The 17,978-nt window shown below is 66.8% G+C and carries 12 protein-coding genes and 1 pseudogene; 2 read left to right on the plus strand and 11 right to left on the minus strand.

Translation table 11 applies throughout. The annotated features are described in order from the left end of the window. Positions 1-10: 10 nt before the first annotated feature. The 3 genes and pseudogenes from FPZ54_RS18710 to FPZ54_RS18720 all read right to left on the minus strand — a co-directional run bounded on the left by FPZ54_RS18710 (position 11) and on the right by FPZ54_RS18720 (position 2,856). Positions 11-485: pseudogene (locus tag FPZ54_RS18710) on the minus strand (MaoC family dehydratase). A 160-nt stretch (positions 486-645) separates the two neighbouring features. Continuing rightward, complete coding sequence (locus FPZ54_RS18715) at positions 646-1,839, minus strand: mechanosensitive ion channel family protein (protein WP_145849315.1); 1,194 nt, start codon at positions 1,837-1,839, stop codon at positions 646-648. Positions 1,840-1,848: 9 nt separating this feature from the next. Beyond that, a complete protein-coding gene (locus FPZ54_RS18720; RefSeq protein WP_145849316.1) occupies positions 1,849-2,856 on the minus strand; it encodes a DNA topoisomerase IB in 1,008 nt (335 codons plus the stop codon). A 104-nt stretch (positions 2,857-2,960) separates the two neighbouring features. On the opposite strand from FPZ54_RS18720, the gene FPZ54_RS18725 reads away from it, so the two are divergent. Both FPZ54_RS18725 and FPZ54_RS18730 read left to right on the plus strand, forming a co-directional pair. After that, positions 2,961-3,512: a type 1 glutamine amidotransferase domain-containing protein gene (locus tag FPZ54_RS18725; RefSeq protein ID WP_145849317.1), complete on the plus strand. Its 552-nt coding sequence runs from the start codon at positions 2,961-2,963 to the stop codon at positions 3,510-3,512. An 85-nt stretch (positions 3,513-3,597) separates the two neighbouring features. Then, positions 3,598-4,527: a right-handed parallel beta-helix repeat-containing protein gene (locus FPZ54_RS18730; RefSeq protein ID WP_145849318.1), complete on the plus strand. Its 930-nt coding sequence runs from the start codon at positions 3,598-3,600 to the stop codon at positions 4,525-4,527. 6 nt (positions 4,528-4,533) lie between these two features. On the opposite strand, the gene FPZ54_RS18735 is transcribed toward FPZ54_RS18730, so the two are convergent. The 8 genes from FPZ54_RS18735 to FPZ54_RS18770 form a co-directional block, all read right to left on the minus strand. Beyond that, complete coding sequence (locus FPZ54_RS18735) at positions 4,534-6,036, minus strand: helicase HerA domain-containing protein (RefSeq protein WP_145849319.1); 1,503 nt, start codon at positions 6,034-6,036, stop codon at positions 4,534-4,536. Between the two features lie 224 nt (positions 6,037-6,260). Next, on the minus strand, positions 6,261-7,118 hold the full coding sequence (locus FPZ54_RS18740; RefSeq protein ID WP_145849320.1) for a dienelactone hydrolase family protein: 858 nt from the start codon (positions 7,116-7,118) through the stop codon (positions 6,261-6,263). Between the two features lies 1 nt (position 7,119). Beyond that, positions 7,120-8,841 carry a gamma-glutamyltransferase family protein gene (locus tag FPZ54_RS18745; RefSeq protein WP_145849321.1) on the minus strand — a complete coding sequence of 574 codons (1,722 nt, stop codon included), beginning with the start codon at positions 8,839-8,841 and terminating at the stop codon, positions 7,120-7,122. Then, on the minus strand, positions 8,838-10,574 hold the full coding sequence (gene ggt / locus FPZ54_RS18750) for a gamma-glutamyltransferase (RefSeq protein ID WP_239019641.1): 1,737 nt from the start codon (positions 10,572-10,574) through the stop codon (positions 8,838-8,840). The genes FPZ54_RS18745 and ggt overlap by 4 nt, the downstream gene beginning before the upstream one ends. A 119-nt stretch (positions 10,575-10,693) precedes the next feature. Then, positions 10,694-12,004 (minus strand): dicarboxylate/amino acid:cation symporter, encoded by a 1,311-nt coding sequence (locus FPZ54_RS18755; protein ID WP_145849322.1) that lies wholly within the window; start codon positions 12,002-12,004, stop codon positions 10,694-10,696. Continuing rightward, positions 12,001-13,587 (minus strand): N-acyl-D-amino-acid deacylase family protein, encoded by a 1,587-nt coding sequence (locus tag FPZ54_RS18760; RefSeq protein WP_145849323.1) that lies wholly within the window; start codon positions 13,585-13,587, stop codon positions 12,001-12,003. Before FPZ54_RS18760 ends, FPZ54_RS18755 begins: the two co-directional genes overlap by 4 nt. Then, positions 13,587-16,640 carry a TonB-dependent receptor domain-containing protein gene (locus tag FPZ54_RS18765; protein WP_145849324.1) on the minus strand — a complete coding sequence of 1,018 codons (3,054 nt, stop codon included), beginning with the start codon at positions 16,638-16,640 and terminating at the stop codon, positions 13,587-13,589. The genes FPZ54_RS18760 and FPZ54_RS18765 overlap by 1 nt, the downstream gene beginning before the upstream one ends. A 54-nt stretch (positions 16,641-16,694) precedes the next feature. After that, positions 16,695-17,912, minus strand: a complete 1,218-nt coding sequence (locus FPZ54_RS18770; RefSeq protein ID WP_145849325.1) for an FAD-dependent oxidoreductase — start codon at positions 17,910-17,912, stop codon at positions 16,695-16,697. Positions 17,913-17,978 lie beyond the last annotated feature (66 nt).

The raw sequence follows: 17,978 nt of genomic DNA on the forward strand, positions 1-17,978 counted from the left end.
GACGCTTAAATCACACGAAAATCTGGCTGATCCATTCGGCGACCAGGGCAGGCTTGTCCTGCCCCCTCGATCTCGATGGTGAATTCGACCGTCTGCTGCCACTGGCCGGGGCGTTTTTCGACCAGTTCGATGGTGGTGAAGCGGCCGCGCACGCGGCTGCCCGAGCGTACCGGGGTCAGGAAACGGACCTTGTTGCCCCCATAGTTCACGCCCATTTTCATGCCCGCGATCCTGGGTTGGGGCGTGCGCTGGCCGAGCATCGGCATCAGCGACAGGGTCAGGAAACCATGCGCAATGGTGCCGCCGAACGGGGTCATCGCCGCGCGGGCGGGATCGACATGGATGAACTGGTGGTCGCCGGTCGCATCGGCGAATTTGTCGATCATCGCCTGCGTCACCTCGACCCATTCGGACACGCGCTCCTCACCGGTGCGTGCGGCGAGTTCCTGGATGGTGACGGTTTCCTGCGTGTCGGTATCGGCCATGACGGCTCCCTGCGGCATCCTCGTGCGCGCATCTAGGCGCAACCCCCCGCCATCGGCAAGGGGGGCGCCTACTCCATGCGTGAAATTTGCCGCTTCCGTAAGGGAAAGTGCGCCGAGGGTGCCAAACCCGATCTTCGAAAATGGGATTCGGGCGGTCGAATCAGCGTTCCCCTTGTTCCTTGTCGACGCGCATCACCGGTTGGACCTGGGGATAAGGGAGGATCAGCTTGCCCTGCGGGTCGGCGGTGTAGGTGGTTTGCGTCGGGAACGGAATCGAGATGCCCTCCGCGGCGAAGCGGCGCAGGATGCCGATGATGACCGCATCGCGCACCTTGTGCGCCGTCGGCCAGTCGTCGCCGGGAATGTCGAACCACAGAAAGAAATCGACCGAACTGGCGCCGAGCCCCTCGAAGCTCGCGCGCGCGATCGTCCCACCCGCTTCCTCGACGATGCCGGTCAGCATGTCGGGCAGCGCTTCGAGCTGCTCGGGCGGAGTTTCATAGGCGACGCCGACCGGCAGCTTGATGCGGATATGATCGCGGTTGGAGATGTTCTGGATCTCCTTGTCGAGCAGCTGCTTGTTGGCGATGATCCGCACCTCGCCGTCGAACGAGCGCACGCGGGTGGATTTGAGTCCGATTTCCTCGACCACGCCGACGGTCTGGTCGTACATGACCTTGTCGCCGCGCCGGAATGGGCGATCGAAGATGATCGCGAGCGCGGCGAACAGGTCGGCGAAGATGCCCTGTGCGGCAAGGCCGATGGCGATGCCGCCGACGCCGAGACCTGCGACAAGGCCGGTGACGTTGACGCCGAGATTGTCGAGCACCACCACCAGGGCGATCGCGAACAGCGCTACGGTGACGAGCAGGCGGATCAGGCCGAGCGCTGAGAGCAGCGCCTCTCCATGATAGTTTTCCGCCGCCGTCCGTTTCTCGATCGCGCCCAGAATGATCTCGCGCGCCCACACGGCCCCCTGGAACACGACCGCCACGGTGAAGAGGAAGGCGATGGTCTTTTCGAGCATCTCGGGCGGCGCGGCATAGTTGGAGACGAGCCGCACCGACATCATCACGATGAAGAAGCTGCCCGTACGCGACACCGCGCGGCCGAGGATCGTGCCCCAGCCCATGGGTCCATCGGACCGTTGGCAGAGCTTCGTGCCCCAGCTGCGCAGCCAGTAGAGCAGCAGGACGATGCCGACCGCGATGCTGGTGGCGATCAGGATCTGGAGCCAATGGGTCTGGACCCAGATTGCGGCATCGACGAAGAAGGCACGGGTCTGTGCCTCCATCGCGTTGCCGGTGTCGGTGGCGGCCTGCTCGGCCGCGGCGGCGCTATTGGTGACGGTCATGAAGTTCCTTCAGGCAGCTTTGGCGGTAATCCCGCCGCTCTCGAGAAAGGCGATCAGCCCCCGCTCGGCGCGGGTCAGATAATGGGTCGTGCGGGGCAAGCACAGCGTCTCGCGGAACAGCTCCTGCGCTGCACGATCCTTGGTCAGGGCGATCAGGTCGGGGTGAACATAGGATTTGCGCGCGATGGCGGGTGTGTTGCCCAACGCCCGCGTTACAGGTTCGAGCATCGTCTTCAGCCCGACATATCCGTCCGCACCGGCCAGCGTCTCGAACGCGATCACGCTCGCGCCCCAGGTGCGGAAATGCTTGGCAGTGAAATCGGCGCCCATCGCTTCGCGGATGTAAAGGTTGACGTCGGTCGATGTCACGGGATGCGCCTCCCCCGCCTCATCGAGCCAGCCGAACAGATGCTGGCCGGGCAGGTCCTGGCACTTTTTGACGAAACCGATCAGACTGCCGTCGGTAATCCGCAATTCGCGGATCTTGCCGGACTTCGCGCGATACTGAAGCTTGAGCGACCGGCCGCTCAGCGTCGCATGACGCTTGCGCAGCGTCGTCGCGCCGAAGCTCTTGTTCGCCTTTGCATAGCCTTCGTTGCCGATGCGGACATGGCCGAGATCGAGCAACCGCACGACCGCGGCAACCGCGCGCTCGCGGCTCAGTGCGCGCTTGCGCAGATCGGCCTCGATCCGGGCGCGCAGCCTGGGCAGGCGGTGGCCGAAGTCGGCGCAGCGATCATATTTGGCGGCCTCCTGCGCGGCGCGGAACTCGGGGTGGTAGCGATATTGCTTGCGCCCGCGATCGTCGATGCCGGTCGCCTGGAGGTGGCCATTTGGGTGCGGGCAGAACCAGGCGTCGCGATAGGCTGGAGGCAAGCCGACGGCGTTCAGCCGGTCGATCTCGTCGCGATCGGTGATGCGCTTTCCCTTCGCATCCCAATAACCCCATTTGCCGCGAATGAGGCGACGGGTGATCCCCGGTGCGCCATCGTCGCAAAATCGCAGTCTCTTGCTCATTCCGGCCTCGTCATGGCGGATGAATGCGCGGCCCGTCGCATCGTTCCGGAACATGTGAACGCGGCACCTGTTGAGAGGGCATATCCACAGACAGGAGACTGAAGATGGCCGAGCTTTCGAACGCGCGTGTCCTGATGATCGCGACCGACGGATTCGAGGAGTCCGAACTGATGAAGCCGCGACAGGCGCTGATCGATGCCGGGGTGAAGGTGACGCTTGCCTCGCTCAAGCCCGACCCGATCCAGGGCGAGAAGGGCGGCGAGAAGGGTGCGACGATCACCCCCGACATGACCGTCGAGGATGTCGACACCGAAGATTATGACGCGCTGGTCCTGCCGGGCGGCGTCGGCAATCCGGACAAGCTGCGCATGGACGAAACCACCGTCGATCTGGTGCAGGAATTCTTCGACGACGGAAAGACCGTCGCGGCGATCTGCCACGCGCCGTGGCTGCTGGTCGAGGCCGATGTGCTCGACGGCAAGCGCGCGACCGGCTGGCCGAGCGTGCGGACCGACATGGAGAATGCCGGCGCCGACGTGGTCGACGAGGAAGTGGTGGTCGACGGCAATCTGATCACCAGCCGTAACCCCGACGACATCCCCGCCTTCATCGACGCGATCAAGGCGGCGCTGGTGAAGGAAACCGCCGACGCCTGACCCGAGCTGAGTCCCTTCCCGCAAAGGGGAGGGGCTTCTTAACGGTCTGCATTCATAAGCTCCGGCAAACCGCCGGAGCTTTTTTATGCGCCTGATCGCACTTGCCGCCGCCCTGCTGGCCACCACCGCTCCCGCCGTGCCGCAGGCGCAGCAGGGGCCGTTCACCGTCGAGGGCGGGCGATCCTTCGCGAGCTTACAGGAGGCGGTTGCATCGATCGGCGAGGGGCGCGGGACGATTCGGATCGCCCCCGGCCGCTATGGCGAGTGCGCGGTGCAGGAGGCGGGCGAGATTGCCTATGTCGCGCAGGTGCCGGGCAAGGCCGTGTTCGACCGCGCGATCTGCGAGGGCAAGGCGACCCTGGTCCTGCGCGGCCGCGCGGCACGGGTGGACGGCATCGTCTTCATGCGCACGCTGGTCGAGGACGGCAACGGCGCGGGCATCCGGCTTGAGACCGGCAACCTCCACGTCTCCAATGCGATGTTCATCGACGGCCAGTGCGGCATCCTGACCGCGAGCGACCCGCGCGGCACCATCGTGATCGAGCGATCGACCTTTGCCGGGCTGGGCAAGGATCCGACCGGCAACGGCGCGCACGCCATCTATATCGGCAATTACGGGAGCCTGCGCGTGGTCGAATCGCGCTTCGAACGCGGCACCGGCGGCCATTATGTGAAGGTGCGCGCGCCGCGCGTCGAAATTCTCGATTCGAGCTTCGACGACAGCATGGGGCGCAACACCAATTATGCGATCGACCTGTCGAACGGTGCGACCGGGCGGATCGCGGGCAATGCGTTCGAACAGGGGCCGGCCAAGGACAATTACGGCACGATCATCGCGGTCGCGCCCGAGGGAGCGAAGCACAGCTCGGCAGGCTTGGTGATCGAGCGCAACAAGGCGTGGCTGTCGCCCGGGTTCAAGGACAGCACCACCTTTGTCGGCAATTGGTCGCGCGATTCGCTGGTGGTGCGGGACAATGAGCTTGCCGATCGGATCGCGGTGATCGCCCGCCGCTAACGGGCCTCAGCCATAGCCGTTGCGCGCGCGCTCCGCGGCGCGCACGGCGGCGCGGCCGACCGGCGGCGGCTTGGCGGGATCGGGCCAGGACGGGGCGGTGGTCCAGCCGAGATGCGGCAGGCTGACGCTGCGTTTGCCCGACAGGTCGGTGCGCGCGACGATCAGGCCCTTTTCCTCGATATGCGCCATCATCCGCTTGGCGCGGCCCAGAGAGCTGGTGCCGTAGAGCGCGGCGATGCGTGCGTCTGAGGGGCAGGGTTCGCCCATACGGGCTGCCTTGGCGATGCCGAGGAAGGGCGCGAGCATCTCCTCGGGCAGCGATGCGGCGAGGGTGAGTGCATCGTCCCAGCCGGTCGTGTCGGTGATGCCTGCGCGTGCCAGCGCGAGCGCGGAGCGGAACTGACCGAGATCCATGCCGGGATCGACCCCGCGCATCTTGCAGCGCACGCCATAGTCCTGAAAGATCGTCGCTAGCGGGGCGCGGCTGTCCTCGCCGCCGATTTCGGCGAGGATCGACTGGCGAATGTCTTCCTGCTCGCCTTCTTCCAGCACCGGCATGTCGGGGACCGGTGGCGGTGCGGGGGTGGCGACCGCGCGCATCAGATCGGCCATCGGCACGGGCGCGGGCGGCGGCGGGGGCGGTGCCTCGTCCTCCGCCGCGGGGGCGAAGAGCATGTCGCGCATGTCTTCGGTCGGGGCGGTGGGGAGCGGGGTCAGCTTGGGGCTGACCGCGCGCGAACCGGTCTCGACCGCGCCGATCTTCACGCTGATCGGGCGACGCGTAATGGCGGGACCGAGCGCGAGGAACTCGCCGCGCGCGAGATCGCGGATCGTGTCCGCCTGTTTGCGATCCATGCCGAGCAGGTCGGCGGCACGCGCCATGTCAATGTCGAGAAAGGTGCGACCCATCAGGAAGTTGGACGCTTCGGCGGCAACATTCTTGGCGAGCTTGGCGAGGCGCTGAGTGGCGATCACGCCGGCAAGGCCGCGCTTGCGACCGCGGCACATCAGGTTGGTCATCGCCGCGAGCGAGGTGCGGCGGGCTTCCTCGGTCACCTCACCTGCCGCAGCGGGGGCGAAGAGCTGCGCCTCGTCCACCACGGTGAGCACCGGGTACCAATGTTCGCGCGGGGCATCGAACAGCGCGGAGAGGAATGCGGCGGCGGCGCGCATCTGGCCGTCGATCTCCAGCCCCTCAAGGTTGAGGACGACGCTGGCGCGGTGCTCGCGCACGCGCGCGGCGAGGCGGGCGAGTTCGGGCAGGCTGTACTCGGCGGCGTCGACGGCAATATGGCCGAACGCGTCGGCGAGGCTGACGAAATCCCCCTCTGGATCGATCACCACCTGCTGGACGAGGCCCGCGCTCCCCTCGAGCAGGCGGCGGAGCAGGTGCGACTTTCCCGATCCCGAATTGCCCTGGACGAGCAGACGGGTGGCGAGCAACTCCTCCAGATCGACGGCAACCGGGTTGCCGCGCGTGTCGAGTCCCATGTCGATGCGGGCGGTCATTGCCGGGGGCTTTGGCCTATGGCCGGGGGTGGGGGCAAGGGGAGTGAGTCGAAAATCCTCCCCTGAGCTTGCTCAGGGGAGGGGGACCGCCGCCTTAGGCGGTGGTGGAGGGCGGCTGCGCAGACAGCCGTAAGCAGCTCGGCAAAATACCGCCCTCTGCGGGGCGGCCCCTCCGTCAGCGCTGCGCGCTGCCACCTCCCCCAGCGAGCTGGGGGAGGAATGCGTTACTGCTTCAGCCGCTCGGCCAGGATCGCGAGGATTTCGGTTTCGGTCGCGGCCTTGGCTTCGGCGTTGGCCGGGACCGACTGGCGCGACCTGATCGGGGTGTCGTAGCTGTGGGTCGCGTCCTTGAACATGCGGATGGTGATGTCGCCGCCCTTGGCCTTGCTGCGCGAGACGAAGCGTTCGCACAAGGTGGGCGAGACTTCCTCGTCGCCGCTGCCCATGAAGACGCGGACCGGGTGATAGGGCTTGTAGCCCTTGGCGAACGCGTTCTTCAGGCCGCAGCCGGGATAGAGCGGGATGCCGATCGCGAAGCCGATCTTGCGCATGTCGCCCGGCTTGTCGTCGGCCATCGCGGCGAGCGTGGCGCTGCCGCCGTTCGACCAGCCCATCAGCGCGACCCGGTTGGCGATAATATCGGGCCGGGTCTGGAGATAGCGCAGCGCGCCATAGGCATGGAGCGGTCGCATCGTCACTTCGTTGAGCGCGGCGGGGCGATCGCCATAGGTGAAGCGCCCGAAGCCGTCGGGATAGCCCATCGGCCCGAAATCATCGACCATCAGCGCGGCATAGCCATTCTGTGCCAGCAGCTTGCCCCACATCTTGTGCCGCGCCGACAGGGTGGAGGCGTCGTACTTGCCCTTGGCGAGGCTGGAATAGGCACCGCTGCGGCCATGGAGCATGACCACGGCGGGCAGTTTCTCGGGGGCGTTTGCGGGTTTGAAGAGATAGCCTTTTACCTGCGTCTTGCCGTCGCGGCTGAGGAATTTGACGTCCTCGATCTGCACCTCTTGCGCAGTCGCGGGGGCGGCGAGGGCGATTGCGGCGGTGAGCGCTATGGGGGCGAGCAGGTGGCGCATCTTACTTCCTTGTCGGCAAAGTGATGGTCTTGGCGACGCCGTCGCGGCGGGGGTCGGCGCCGCCGTCGAACCTGCCGTCGCGGATCATGACGCCGTGGAGTCCTGAATCCTCGCCGGTGCCGCCGCGCACGGTGACGCCGCGCTCCGCCATTGCGGCGCGCAGTTCGGGAGAGAATTTGTCCGCCTCACCGTTGAAGCTGCTGCCGCGCGCGATCAGGTTGGGCAGCGCGATGGCGTCGGCGACCGGGAGCTTCCAGTCGATCATGCCGACCAGAGCCTTGGACACATAGCCCAGGATCGCATTGCCGCCGGGCGAACCGATCGCGCCCGCGAGGCTGCGATCCTGGCGCAGGATAACGGTCGGGACCATCGACGAGCGCGGCCGCTTGCCGGGAGCGATGACATTCGGCCCCTTCGGCACGAAGGAGAAGTCGGTCATCTGGTTGTTGAGGAAAAAGCCGTCGACCATCCGGCCGGTGCCGAAGAAACTTTCGACCGTGGTGGTCATCGACACCGCATTGCCCTCGCCATCGATGACGACGAAGTGCGAGGTGCCGGGGACTTCGTTGGTGGCGTCGATCCGGGCGGTGACGGCGCCGGGGGGCGTCCCCGCCTGTGGCGCGGGACCCGCGCGATCGCCGATCAGCGCGGCGCGGCTGGCGACATAGGCGGGATCGAGCATTCCCTTGACCGGTACGGTCGCGACGTCGCCGACATAGGCGTCGCGATCGGCATACATCAGCCGGCTCGCCTCGGCATATTTGACCCAGGCGACGGGGTCGTTCGGGCCGCGCGACCCGATATCGGTACGTTCGATCATCGCCATCAGCTGAAGCAGGCCGACGCCTGAGGACGGGGGCGGGGGCGCGCAGAGGATGTAGGCGCGATAGGGGTTGCAGAGGCCGTCGCGCACGACCGGCTTGTAGGTGGCGAGGTCCGCTTCGGTCATCGAGCTGGCGAGATCGCCTTCGCGAACGCGGGCGACGATGCGGCGGGCGGTTTCGCCTTTGTACATTGCGTCCGGCCCCTGCGTTGCGAGGCGGCGGAGGAAGGCGGCATAGGCGGGGTTGCGAAGCGTGTCGCCGGCCTTGGTCTTGCTGCCGTCCGCATTGCGGAAATAGGCGAGCGAATCCGGGGTGTTCGCCTGCGGACCGCTGGAATTGATGAAGCGGCCGAGGCGCGCGGTGACGGTGAAGCCGTTGGTCGCGGTGCGCTCGGCATCGGCGAACAGATCGCGCCAGGCGAGCTTGCCGTGCTTTTTCTGGGCGAGCGCGAGCATCCGGACGACGCCGGGAACGCCGGTGGCGCGACCGGAGAGGACAGCGGTGCGAAAACCGAGCGGCTTGCCGTCGGGTCCGATGAACATGTCCGGCGTCGCGCCCGCAGGCGCAGTCTCGCGGCCGTCATAGACGGTGACGCCCTTGGTCTTCGCATCGTAGCGGACCATGAAGGCGCCGCCGCCGACGCCCGAACTTTGCGGTTCGACGAGGCTCAGCATCGCCTGGATCGCGACGGCGGCATCGACCGCGCTGCCGCCGTTGCGCAGGACGTCCAGCCCCGCCTCGACCGCGAGCGGGTGGGCGGCGGCGACGAAGGCCTGACGCTGTTCCGGGGCTGTCGTGACGGGCGCGGGTGCGGCGGTATCGACCGCGCCGCGCGGGGCGCAGGCGGTGAGTGCAGTCGCCGTGAGCGCGAGCAACAGGGTGGAACGGGTCAGCTTCATGGTTCGATCGCCTTTGCACCGGGGCGACGCGGGTCGGCTGCACCGAGGAACAGGTCCCCGCTGAGCATGATCGACTGGGCGCTCCCCATGGTTTCGTCCGAAGTGATGCGATGGCCCTTTGCCTCGAGCGCCGCAACCGTGTCCGGGTTGAAATTGGGCTCGACACGCAGCGATGTGGTCGTTCCCTGATAGATACGCGGCTTGTGCGTCGCCTCGTCGACGTTGAGGCCATAGTCGATCATGTTGACGATGACCTGGACCACCGTGGTCGGGATGGTGCTCCCGCCCGGCGTGCCGGTGACGATCCACGGCTTGTCGTCCTTGAACACCAAAGTCGGCATCTGGGTGGAGAGCATCCGCTTGCCCGGGGCGAGCGCGTTGAGCGGGGGCGGGGTGCCGGTGCGCTGCGCCTCCCATGCCTGTTCGTGGCTGAAATTGTTCATCTGGTTGTTGAGCAGGATGCCAGTGCCCGCGATCATCACGCCCGAGCCGAAGTCCGAGCCGAGCGTGTAGGTGGTCGAGACGACGTTGCCTGCGCTGTCGGCGACCGAGAAATGCGTGGTCGAGGGGCTTTCATATTGCAGCGGGTCGCCCGGCGCGACCTGCGCGGCGGGGCGCGCGCGTTCGGGATCGATCAGCTTGGCGCGCTCGGCGGCATAGCCCTTTGAGATGAAGCCGTTGACCGGGGCGGTGACGAAGGCGGGGTCGCCCAGCACGCGATAGCGATCGACATAGGCGAGCTTCATCGTCTCGGCGAGGATGTGGAGCGAGGCGGCGCTGCCCTGTCCGAGCGCCTTCATGTCGAACCGCTCGAGGATGTTGAGCATGTTGAGCAGCGTCGCGCCGCCCGCGCTGGCAGGGGGCGGGGTATAGACGCGATAGCCGCGATAGGTGCCGACCAGCGGATCGCGCTCGACCGGCTTGTAGGCGGCGAGATCGGCCATGGTGACGATGCCGCCATTGGCCTTCATGTCCGCTGCGATGCGGCGGGCGACTTCGCCGGTGTAGAAGCCCTTCGCGCCCTCTGCGGCGATCTTGCCGAGCGTCCAGGCGAGCTCGGGCTGCTTGAGCACTTCGTCCTTGGCGTAGAGCGACCCGTCGGGCTTGTAGAAGGTGGTCTTGCCCGAGGCGCTCTTGGACAGGCGGTCGCGACCCCAGCCGAAGACGAATGCCTCGTCGGCGGAGAGCTTGACGCCGTCGCGGGCGAGACGGAGGGCGGGCTCAACGACCTTTGCCCAGGGCAGCTTGCCCCATTTCTTGTGCGCATGTTCGAGGCCGGCGACGGTGCCGGGGACGGCGGGCGCCATATAGCCATAGGATGCGATGGCGCGCTCCTTGCCGCGATTGTCGACGAACATCGCCGGGGTCGCGGCGCGCGGGGCGACGCTGCGGAAATCGATGACGCGGACCTGTTTCGATTTGGCGTCGTAAACGGTCATGAAGCCGTCGCCGCCAATATTGCCGGCGCGGGGAAGGGTGACGGCGAGCGCGAAGCCGACCGCAACCGCCGCGTCGACCGCATTGCCGCCGTCGCGCAGGATCTGCGCGCCGACCTCGCTCGCCATCTCGTTCTGGCTGACCACCATCCCGCGTGTGCCGACGACGGGCGAGTGGATCGAGGGATATTCGAGGAGGTGCTTGCTCTGGGCCAGCACCGGCGCGGGAAGCGCGAGGGCGAAAGCGGCGAGGGCGAGGGTGAGGTTACGCAGGAACATAAGGCGGGTCCGTTTCATCGAGTGGCGATCATCAATTCGTCATCCCCGCGAAAGCGGGGACCCATTTCCCGAATCCGCCGGAAGCTGGACAGTGCGGGAGATGGGCCCCCGCTTTCGCGGGGGTGACGTGGAAAGACTCAGACATCATCGGCCGAAGTGTAGCGCGCCACGTCCATCTCCCCCTCCCACCGCGCGACGGCGGTGGCGATCGAGAGGTCGGAGGTGACGTTGGGAATGGTGCGAATCATGTCGAGAATGCGGTCGAACGGCAGGATGAAGCCGACGACGATCGCGGTCTGCTCGGGCGTGATGCCGATCGCGTGGAGCACGGCGGCGAGCACGAAGAGCGATCCCGAGGGAACGGGTGCGACGCCCATCGCGACGATCGTCGTCGTGGCGGCGATCACCAGATAGTCGGCCATCGACAGGTCGACGCCGAACGCCTGGGCGGAGAAGAGCGTCAGCATCGCGACATACATCGCCGCGCCGTCCATGCCGATGGTGGCGCCCAATGGCAGCACGGTCGAGGCGACCGGGGGCGAGACGCCGAGGTTGCGCTCCGCCACGCGGATTGCGACGGGGAGGGTGGCGGAGCTCGACGAGGTCGAGAAGCCCACCATGATCGCATCGGCGATGCCGCGGAAGAAGGGGAGCGGCGAGAGCCAGGCCATCAGGCGCACCACGATCAGGCCGTGGACCAGCAGCGTGACGATCGCCGACCCGACCACGACGCACAGGCCGAGCTTGAGCACCGCGATGAAGCTGGACGGGCCGGTGGTGCCCATCACCACCGCGATCAGCGCGAACACGCCGAAGGGCGCGGTTTCCATGACGAAGCCGACGATGCGGAGCATGACCTCCGACCCGGCGTTGAGAAACTGGCGGACCGGTTCGGCGCCCTTGCCAGCTGCGATCACGCCCGCGCCGACCAGAATCGCGAAGAAGATCACCGCGAGCGTCTTGCCCTCAGCCATCGCACCGATCGGATTGTCGGGAATGATCTCCATGAACATCTGCGCAGTATCGGGCGGGGTGCCCATCGCCTTGGGGATCGCGCCCGCGAAGCTGGCGCCGAGGCCCGGTGCGATCAACGTCGCGACGACCAGGCCGGTGGTGACGGCGAGTGCGGTGGTGAAGACGTACATCGCCAGCGTCTTGACGCCGATGCTGCCGAGCCGCTTCGGATCGGCGAGCGCGGCGACGCCCGACGCGATCGTCAGAAAGACGAGCGGCACGACGAGCATCCGGATCAGCCGGACGAATGCGGTACCGATCCAGCCGATGGACGTCGCGCCCTCACCCCAGGCGACGCCCACCGCCGCACCGAGGACGAGGGCGGCGAGGATGCGCTTCCACAGGGAGATGCCGAACCACCAGCCGAATGCGCGGCGGACGGGGCCGCGTCGTTCGGGGGTCTCGGGTGTGTCGGGAGCGATCGTATCGGTCATGCGGGGCAATTCCATTCGGGTTGGCGCGGTTTGGCCAGCGGGCGTCCGGCGAGGGCGCCGGTCAGCTTGCCCTTGTCCACGGCAAGGCGGCCGTTGACCAGCACATAGCGGACGCCCGTGCTTGGTATGTCGGGCCGGTCATAGGTGGCGCGTTCGGCGTAGCTGGCGGAATCGAGAATCGCGATGTCCGCGAACTTGCCGGGGGCGAGGATGCCGCGATCGGGCAGGCCGAGGATCGCGGCAGTCTGTGCCGACGAGCGCTGCACGAAGCGTTCGGGGGTCATCAGCTTCTTGTCGCGGACGAACAGGCGCCAGCCGCGGGCGAAGCTGCCCATGCGCCGCGGGTGGCCGTTGGTGGCGTCCGAAGACGTGACGACCCAGGGTTGCCGAGCGAACGCGTCGATGTCCTGCTCGGTCATGTTGAAGCTGGCGATGCTGGCGCCGGGATCGGCGATCAGGATTCGCGCGGCGGCGTCGAGAGGGGCGAGCTTCCACCGCGTAGCGAGGGCGTCGAGCCGCAGGCCTTTGTACGGCCCGCGCACCAGCAGGATCGCGTTGGCGCCGCCGCGGATACGCAGTTGCTCGGCCATGCCGGTGCGCAAGCGGGGGGTGAGAGTCCTGAGGTTCGCGACCATCGCGGGCGCCCCGCCGTCCTGCGCCCAGCGGGGAACGAGCGCGGCGGCGAGCGAGGTGCTGGAGGCTTCCCAGGGATATTGGTCCGCAGTGATGGCGACGCCGGATTTCTGCGCCGTGGCGATATGGGCGATGACTTTCGGGGCCATGCCCTGGACGTCCGCGCCGAGCGCCTTGATGTGGGCGATGTGGAGCGGAAGCCCGCCATTGCGGGCGATGGCGATCGCTTCGTCGATTGCGGGGATCAGGCCGATGCTGGCGCTGCCCTCGTCGCGCAAATGGGTTTCGTAGATGCCGTCGTGGCGACCGGCGATTGCGGCGAGCGCGGCGACCTCTTGCGTCTGCGCAAAGCTTTGCGGCGCATAATAGAGTCCGGCGGACAGGCCGAGCGCACCATCGCACATGGCGCGGGCGGTGTGAGCCTTCATGGTTTCCAGCTCTGCGGCTGTGGGCGCGCGGTCGCGGTTGCCGACGACTTGCAGCCGGATCGTGCCGAAGCCGGTGAAGCTGGCGACATTGGGGCCGGTCGGGTTGGCGGTGAGGCGCGCGAACAGGCCGGCGATGTCAGCCTCTCCGCCGCCGTCATTGCCTATGGCGATGCTGGTCACGCCTTGCAGCAAATGGTTGGCGAGTTGGCGCCTTGCTGCATCGGGCGCGCGGGCGTCGGGGCCGCTATGCGTGTGCGGATCGATGAAGCCCGGGGTGACGGTGAGGCCCCGCGCATCGATGGTGCGCCGCGCGGTGATCCCGCGCGGACGCTGGCCGATATAGAGGATGCGGTCGCCGTCCACGCCGATCTCCGCCACCTCCGCAGGGGTGCCGGTTCCGTCGATGACCTGGCCATTGGTGATGACCAGATCGATCGTGCGGGGGGCGGTCGCCGGGTCCTGCCCAGCCCCAAGGGGGATGAGCAGGAGCGGCGCCGCCAGAACGCGGACGGCGAGGCGCATCAGAACTTCTTGGTCAGCTGGAAATACACCTGGCGACCGCGATTGCTGTAGAGGTCGCCGATATAGCCGTTGCTGCTGTCCGCGAGCGGCGCGAGGCGGTTGAAGATATTCCGTGCGCCGATCCGCAACCGGGTATTGTCGAGCAGGCCGCCCTCGGCATCGACCTGAAGATACAGGCTGTGGATCATGTGATCGTCGACGCGGAAGCGGGTGCCGTCAGCCAGTGAGGCGGAGGTGTCGTTCACGGGGCCGACATAGCTGGTGTACCAGCCCGCGCCGAACTGGCCATAGCGCCAGGTGAGGCTGGCGGTCCCGCGCCATTTGGGACGGCCATTCTCCTCGATCAGGTCTTCCGCGCCGACGATGTTGATCGTCGGGTCGATCGCGCCCGACGCCTGCCCGTCGAGCAGCGCTTGCTGAAGCGGGCCGGGGACCTGATAGAATTCCAGCAGCCGCGCGGCGTTCACGCGGAGCGTGAAATTGCCGATGCCGGTGTTGCGGAGCTGGTAATAGAGGCCGAGGTCGAAGCCGCGCACCGTGCGGGGCGTGAGGTTGGTGTAGTTGTCGATCACCTGGATGACGTCGCCCACCGGTTCGATGCCGGTCCCGGCAAAGTCGAGAATGTCCTGCGCCGACGGGGCGACGCGCTGGACGTTCGGGTTGGACGAGCCCTGGAGCCGGAGCAGATAGTCCAGGATCAGGGCGTTGCTGTCACCGAAGATGCCGATCACGTCCTTCTGACGGATTTCCCAATAATCGGCGGTCAGCGTCAGGCGGCCCGCGCCGCCCATGTTGAGCTGATAGGTGGCGCCGAGCGACAGGTTGTCGGATTCTTCAGGACGAAGATCCTGGCTGCCCGAACGGTTCGACACGATCGACTGGCCCTGGGCGCAATCGTCGAAGTTCGCGATGCGTCCGGCGCGCAGATCGGCTTCGCAGCGGATCCAGTCGGTGCGGCTGTTGGCGCGCTGAATGCCGTTTTCGAACAGCTGCGGCAGGTTCGGCGCGCGGAAGCCCTGCGACCAGCTGCCGCGCAGCTGGAAGTTGGCAAAGGGATACCAGGACAGCGCCACCTTCGGCTTGGCGACGGTGTTGAAGCCCTGATACGCCTCCATCCGGCCGGCAAGCTGCAGGTCGAGCGAGCGGATCAGCGGCACGTTCATGTCGGGCGCGACCAAAGGCACCGCAAACTCCAGATAGGCCGACACGGTGTTGCGCGCGCCGGAGCTGTCGGGTGTCGGGCTGGCGCCCATGACGTCGGAGCCGTTGCTCGACCCGTCCAGAGCGGTGAAGAACACGGTGCCGTCGAGCCGGTCATCGCGGTCGTCGGCAAAGGTTTCGCGGCGGAACTCGACGCCCGTCGCCATGCCGACGCGACCGCCGGGCAGGGTGAAGAGGTCGTTCTTGGACAGTTTCAGATCCGCCATCATCAGCTCGGTCGTACTGATGCGGGAGACATCGACCATGAACTCGTCGATCACGCTCTGCGGATTGCCCGTGCTGTCATAACGGCCCGGGTTGAGGGGATCGCCGCCGTTGAACGGGTTATAGGCGCTGGCGTCGGTGCGCGAGAGCACTTCCTGGAACAGCGTCATGCTCGGCTGGTACATGGTGTCGTTGGTGCGCGCGCGCGAATAGAGCAGCGCCGAATCGAAATCGATGCCCAGCAACTCGCCGCGCGCGCCGCCGACGAAGCGGAGCGTGTCGTTGCGCACATTGATCCGCATCGGCCCGGCATCGACGGGACGATAGTCATTGAGTTCGATCGGCACTCCGCTGTCGGACACGCCGGTCAGGCCGGGGATGCGGTTGGGGCTGCCGACCGGGCCGAACGGGTTCCAATAGCCATTCGCCGGGATGATCAGCCGCTGGTTGGAGAGCGGCGTTTCCTGGTCGCGATAGGTTTCGAAGTCCGCGCGATACCAGCCGGCCTCCGCGAACAGTTCGATGCCGGTGCCGAAATCATGGTTGAAGAAACCGAACAGGTTGATGCGATCGTTGCGGCCCAGGATCGAGCGTTCGGTATTGACGTCATATTTTAGATTGTTGTCGGTCGACAGCGTGGACAACGTGCTGTTGTCCCAGCAGGTCCCGGCATATTGGGTGGGTGCGATGCAGCCGTCATTGGTGTCCGGCTGAATGTGGAAGGCGCCGCTGCTGGTCAGCGCGGTGCCGTTGACGCGCGCGACGGTGGTCGAGCGGGCATAGCTGTTGGTCAGGCGATAGAATTCGCCCCACATGCCGTCGACCGAGGTGTTGTCGAAATCGCTGTCGCCTTCCCATTGGGTCCCGGCGAACAGCGGGCGCATGTCGGCCGAGCGCGAATTGCGGCGCTCGCGCGCGAACAGCGGGTCGCGGTGGTTGTACGAGCCGAACAGCGAGATGTTCGACATGCCACCGTTGAAGCTGTGGCCCGCCTCGAACGCGAACTCATATTCGAGCTGGCCCGAATTGTCGGTGAAGCTGAGTTCGCCGGTGGTGCGCACCCCCTTCACATTGTCCTTGAGCACGGTGTTGATGACGCCCGCGACGGCGTCCGAGCCGTAAATCGCGGCGGCGCCGTCGAGCAGCACTTCGAGACGGCGGACGCCCATCACCGGGATGGCATTCGTGTTGACGCTCTGCACCGGCACCAGATTCTCGCTCTGGGTGCCGGGGTGCAGGACCATGCGACGGCCGTTGAGCAGAACCAGCGTGTTGCCGGTGCCCAGCGCGCGCAGGTTGATCGATGCGGTATCGCCGCGCGCATCGTTGATGCCGCCCGCATCGCGGCTTTCGTTGAAGGCGACGTCGCCCGCCTGGGGAATGGCGCGAAACAGGTCGTCACCGCTGGTCGCGGCGACCGCGGCGATATCCTCCTCATTGAGGACGACGGTAGGCAGTGCCCCCGCGACGTCGGCGCCCTTGATCTGCGAGCCGATGATGACGACTTCTTCCTCGGCCGGTGGCTGGGCGGAGTCCGCAGTCTGCGGCAAGTCCTGCGCCATGGCGGCGGTGGCGGTGGCTAGGAGCGAGATGCTCCCCATCAAGCTGGCAATCCGGATTGTTTTCATGTGTCTACCCTTCCCTGAAGTCCCAGTTGTATTTGGCCGGACGTCTGTGCGCCTTCAGCCTCTCTCCTCGACCAGTTCGGCGACGCGCTCTGCCGAGCCCGCGGCATAGGTCCAGCCCAGCGCACCATGGCCGCTGTTCGCGATCACGCCGGGCGCGATGGTCCGCGTGATCGGCAGCGAATCGGGCGTCATCGGGCGCAGACCCGCCCAGCTCGATTCGATCGCGTCATAATCTGCCGCATCGGGCAGTGCAGCGCGCGCGCTTTCGACCAACGCCCCGAGCCGCTTGGGATCGACGCGCGTGTCCCGATTGCCCAATTCTGCAAGGCCCGCAATCCGCATCCGGTTGCCCAGCCGGGCGAAGACGACGCGGTTGGCAACATCGGTGATGCTGACGCTGGGCGCCGCAGCGCCGGGCGGCGCGGTGATCGAATAGCCCTTCATCGGCTGCACCGGCAGCCGCACGCCCAGCTGGCGTGACAGGCGCGGCGCATCGACCCCGGCGGCAATCACGATCCGGTCGGCAGCAATCCGGCTGCCGTCGCGCGTAACGATCGCCGGACGCGCACCATTGGCCGAAAGCGTCGCGACCTCAGTGTCGAAACAGGCGCTGCCGCCTGCGCGCATCAGTGCTTCATGCGCGCTTACGCAGAAGCGGTGCGGATCGCCCACCTCCTCGCCCGCAGTGTGGAGCGCGCCGACGATCGCACCGCGCACCGGCGCCAGCATCGGTTCGAGCGCGACCGCGCCATCGGGGTCGAGCAAGGTCTGGGCGATGCCGTTCGATTGTTTGAGCGCCATCATCTCGCGCGCCATCGTTAACGAGGCGTGCGAGCGGTAGAGGTGAATCTTGCCGGGAACGCCATGGCCGTAGTCGAGGCCGTGGCGCGCCGTCAGCGCCTGAAGCGCAACCCGCGACCGGGCGGCAAGTTCGAGGCCAGCGATCGTGTTGCGGCGGAACCGTGCTGCCGATCCGTTGCGCAGAAAGGCGAGGCTCCACATCAGGAAATCGGGATCGAGACGCAGGTGAAAGCGCAACGCGTTGTCGAGACCGAGCAAAAGGCGCGGCACTTGCGCCACGGTGGCGGGGCTCGCCAGCGCATCGGTATAGGCATAGCTGAGCTGCGCGCCATTGGCGAAGGAGGTGCCGAGGCCGGGTCCCTGCGCCGCATCGATCACCGTCACGCGATGACCGCGATCGGCAAGCGTCAGCGCGGTCGCCATGCCGACCACGCCAGCGCCCAGCACGATCACGTCCTGAGACGCGGTCATGTCCGGTCCTTCGCAATAGTGCGGCGCGTAATCAGAACCTGTCTCCCCCGACGCGCGGTGCACGAG

Origin of the sequence: Sphingomonas suaedae (genome assembly GCF_007833215.1) — a bacterium.
In the GTDB taxonomy this organism is placed as follows: Bacteria; Pseudomonadota; Alphaproteobacteria; order Sphingomonadales; family Sphingomonadaceae; genus Sphingomonas; species Sphingomonas suaedae.

Excerpts from the sequence above, each read along its gene's own strand:
- FPZ54_RS18740 (WP_145849320.1), bottom strand. The coding sequence starts at position 7,118 with ATGCGCCACCTGCTCGCCCCCATAGCGCTCACCGCCGCAATCGCCCTC.
- FPZ54_RS18725 (WP_145849317.1), top strand. The coding sequence starts at position 2,961 with ATGGCCGAGCTTTCGAACGCGCGTGTCCTGATGATCGCGACCGACGGA.
- FPZ54_RS18730 (WP_145849318.1), top strand. The coding sequence starts at position 3,598 with ATGCGCCTGATCGCACTTGCCGCCGCCCTGCTGGCCACCACCGCTCCC.
- FPZ54_RS18765 (WP_145849324.1), bottom strand. The coding sequence starts at position 16,640 with ATGAAAACAATCCGGATTGCCAGCTTGATGGGGAGCATCTCGCTCCTA.
- FPZ54_RS18755 (WP_145849322.1), bottom strand. The coding sequence starts at position 12,004 with ATGACCGATACGATCGCTCCCGACACACCCGAGACCCCCGAACGACGC.
- FPZ54_RS18770 (WP_145849325.1), bottom strand. The coding sequence starts at position 17,912 with ATGACCGCGTCTCAGGACGTGATCGTGCTGGGCGCTGGCGTGGTCGGC.
- FPZ54_RS18715 (WP_145849315.1), bottom strand. The coding sequence starts at position 1,839 with ATGACCGTCACCAATAGCGCCGCCGCGGCCGAGCAGGCCGCCACCGAC.
- FPZ54_RS18745 (WP_145849321.1), bottom strand. The coding sequence starts at position 8,841 with ATGAAGCTGACCCGTTCCACCCTGTTGCTCGCGCTCACGGCGACTGCA.
- FPZ54_RS18735 (WP_145849319.1), bottom strand. The coding sequence starts at position 6,036 with ATGACCGCCCGCATCGACATGGGACTCGACACGCGCGGCAACCCGGTT.
- FPZ54_RS18720 (WP_145849316.1), bottom strand. The coding sequence starts at position 2,856 with ATGAGCAAGAGACTGCGATTTTGCGACGATGGCGCACCGGGGATCACC.
- ggt (WP_239019641.1), bottom strand. The coding sequence starts at position 10,574 with ATGAAACGGACCCGCCTTATGTTCCTGCGTAACCTCACCCTCGCCCTC.
- FPZ54_RS18760 (WP_145849323.1), bottom strand. The coding sequence starts at position 13,587 with ATGCGCCTCGCCGTCCGCGTTCTGGCGGCGCCGCTCCTGCTCATCCCC.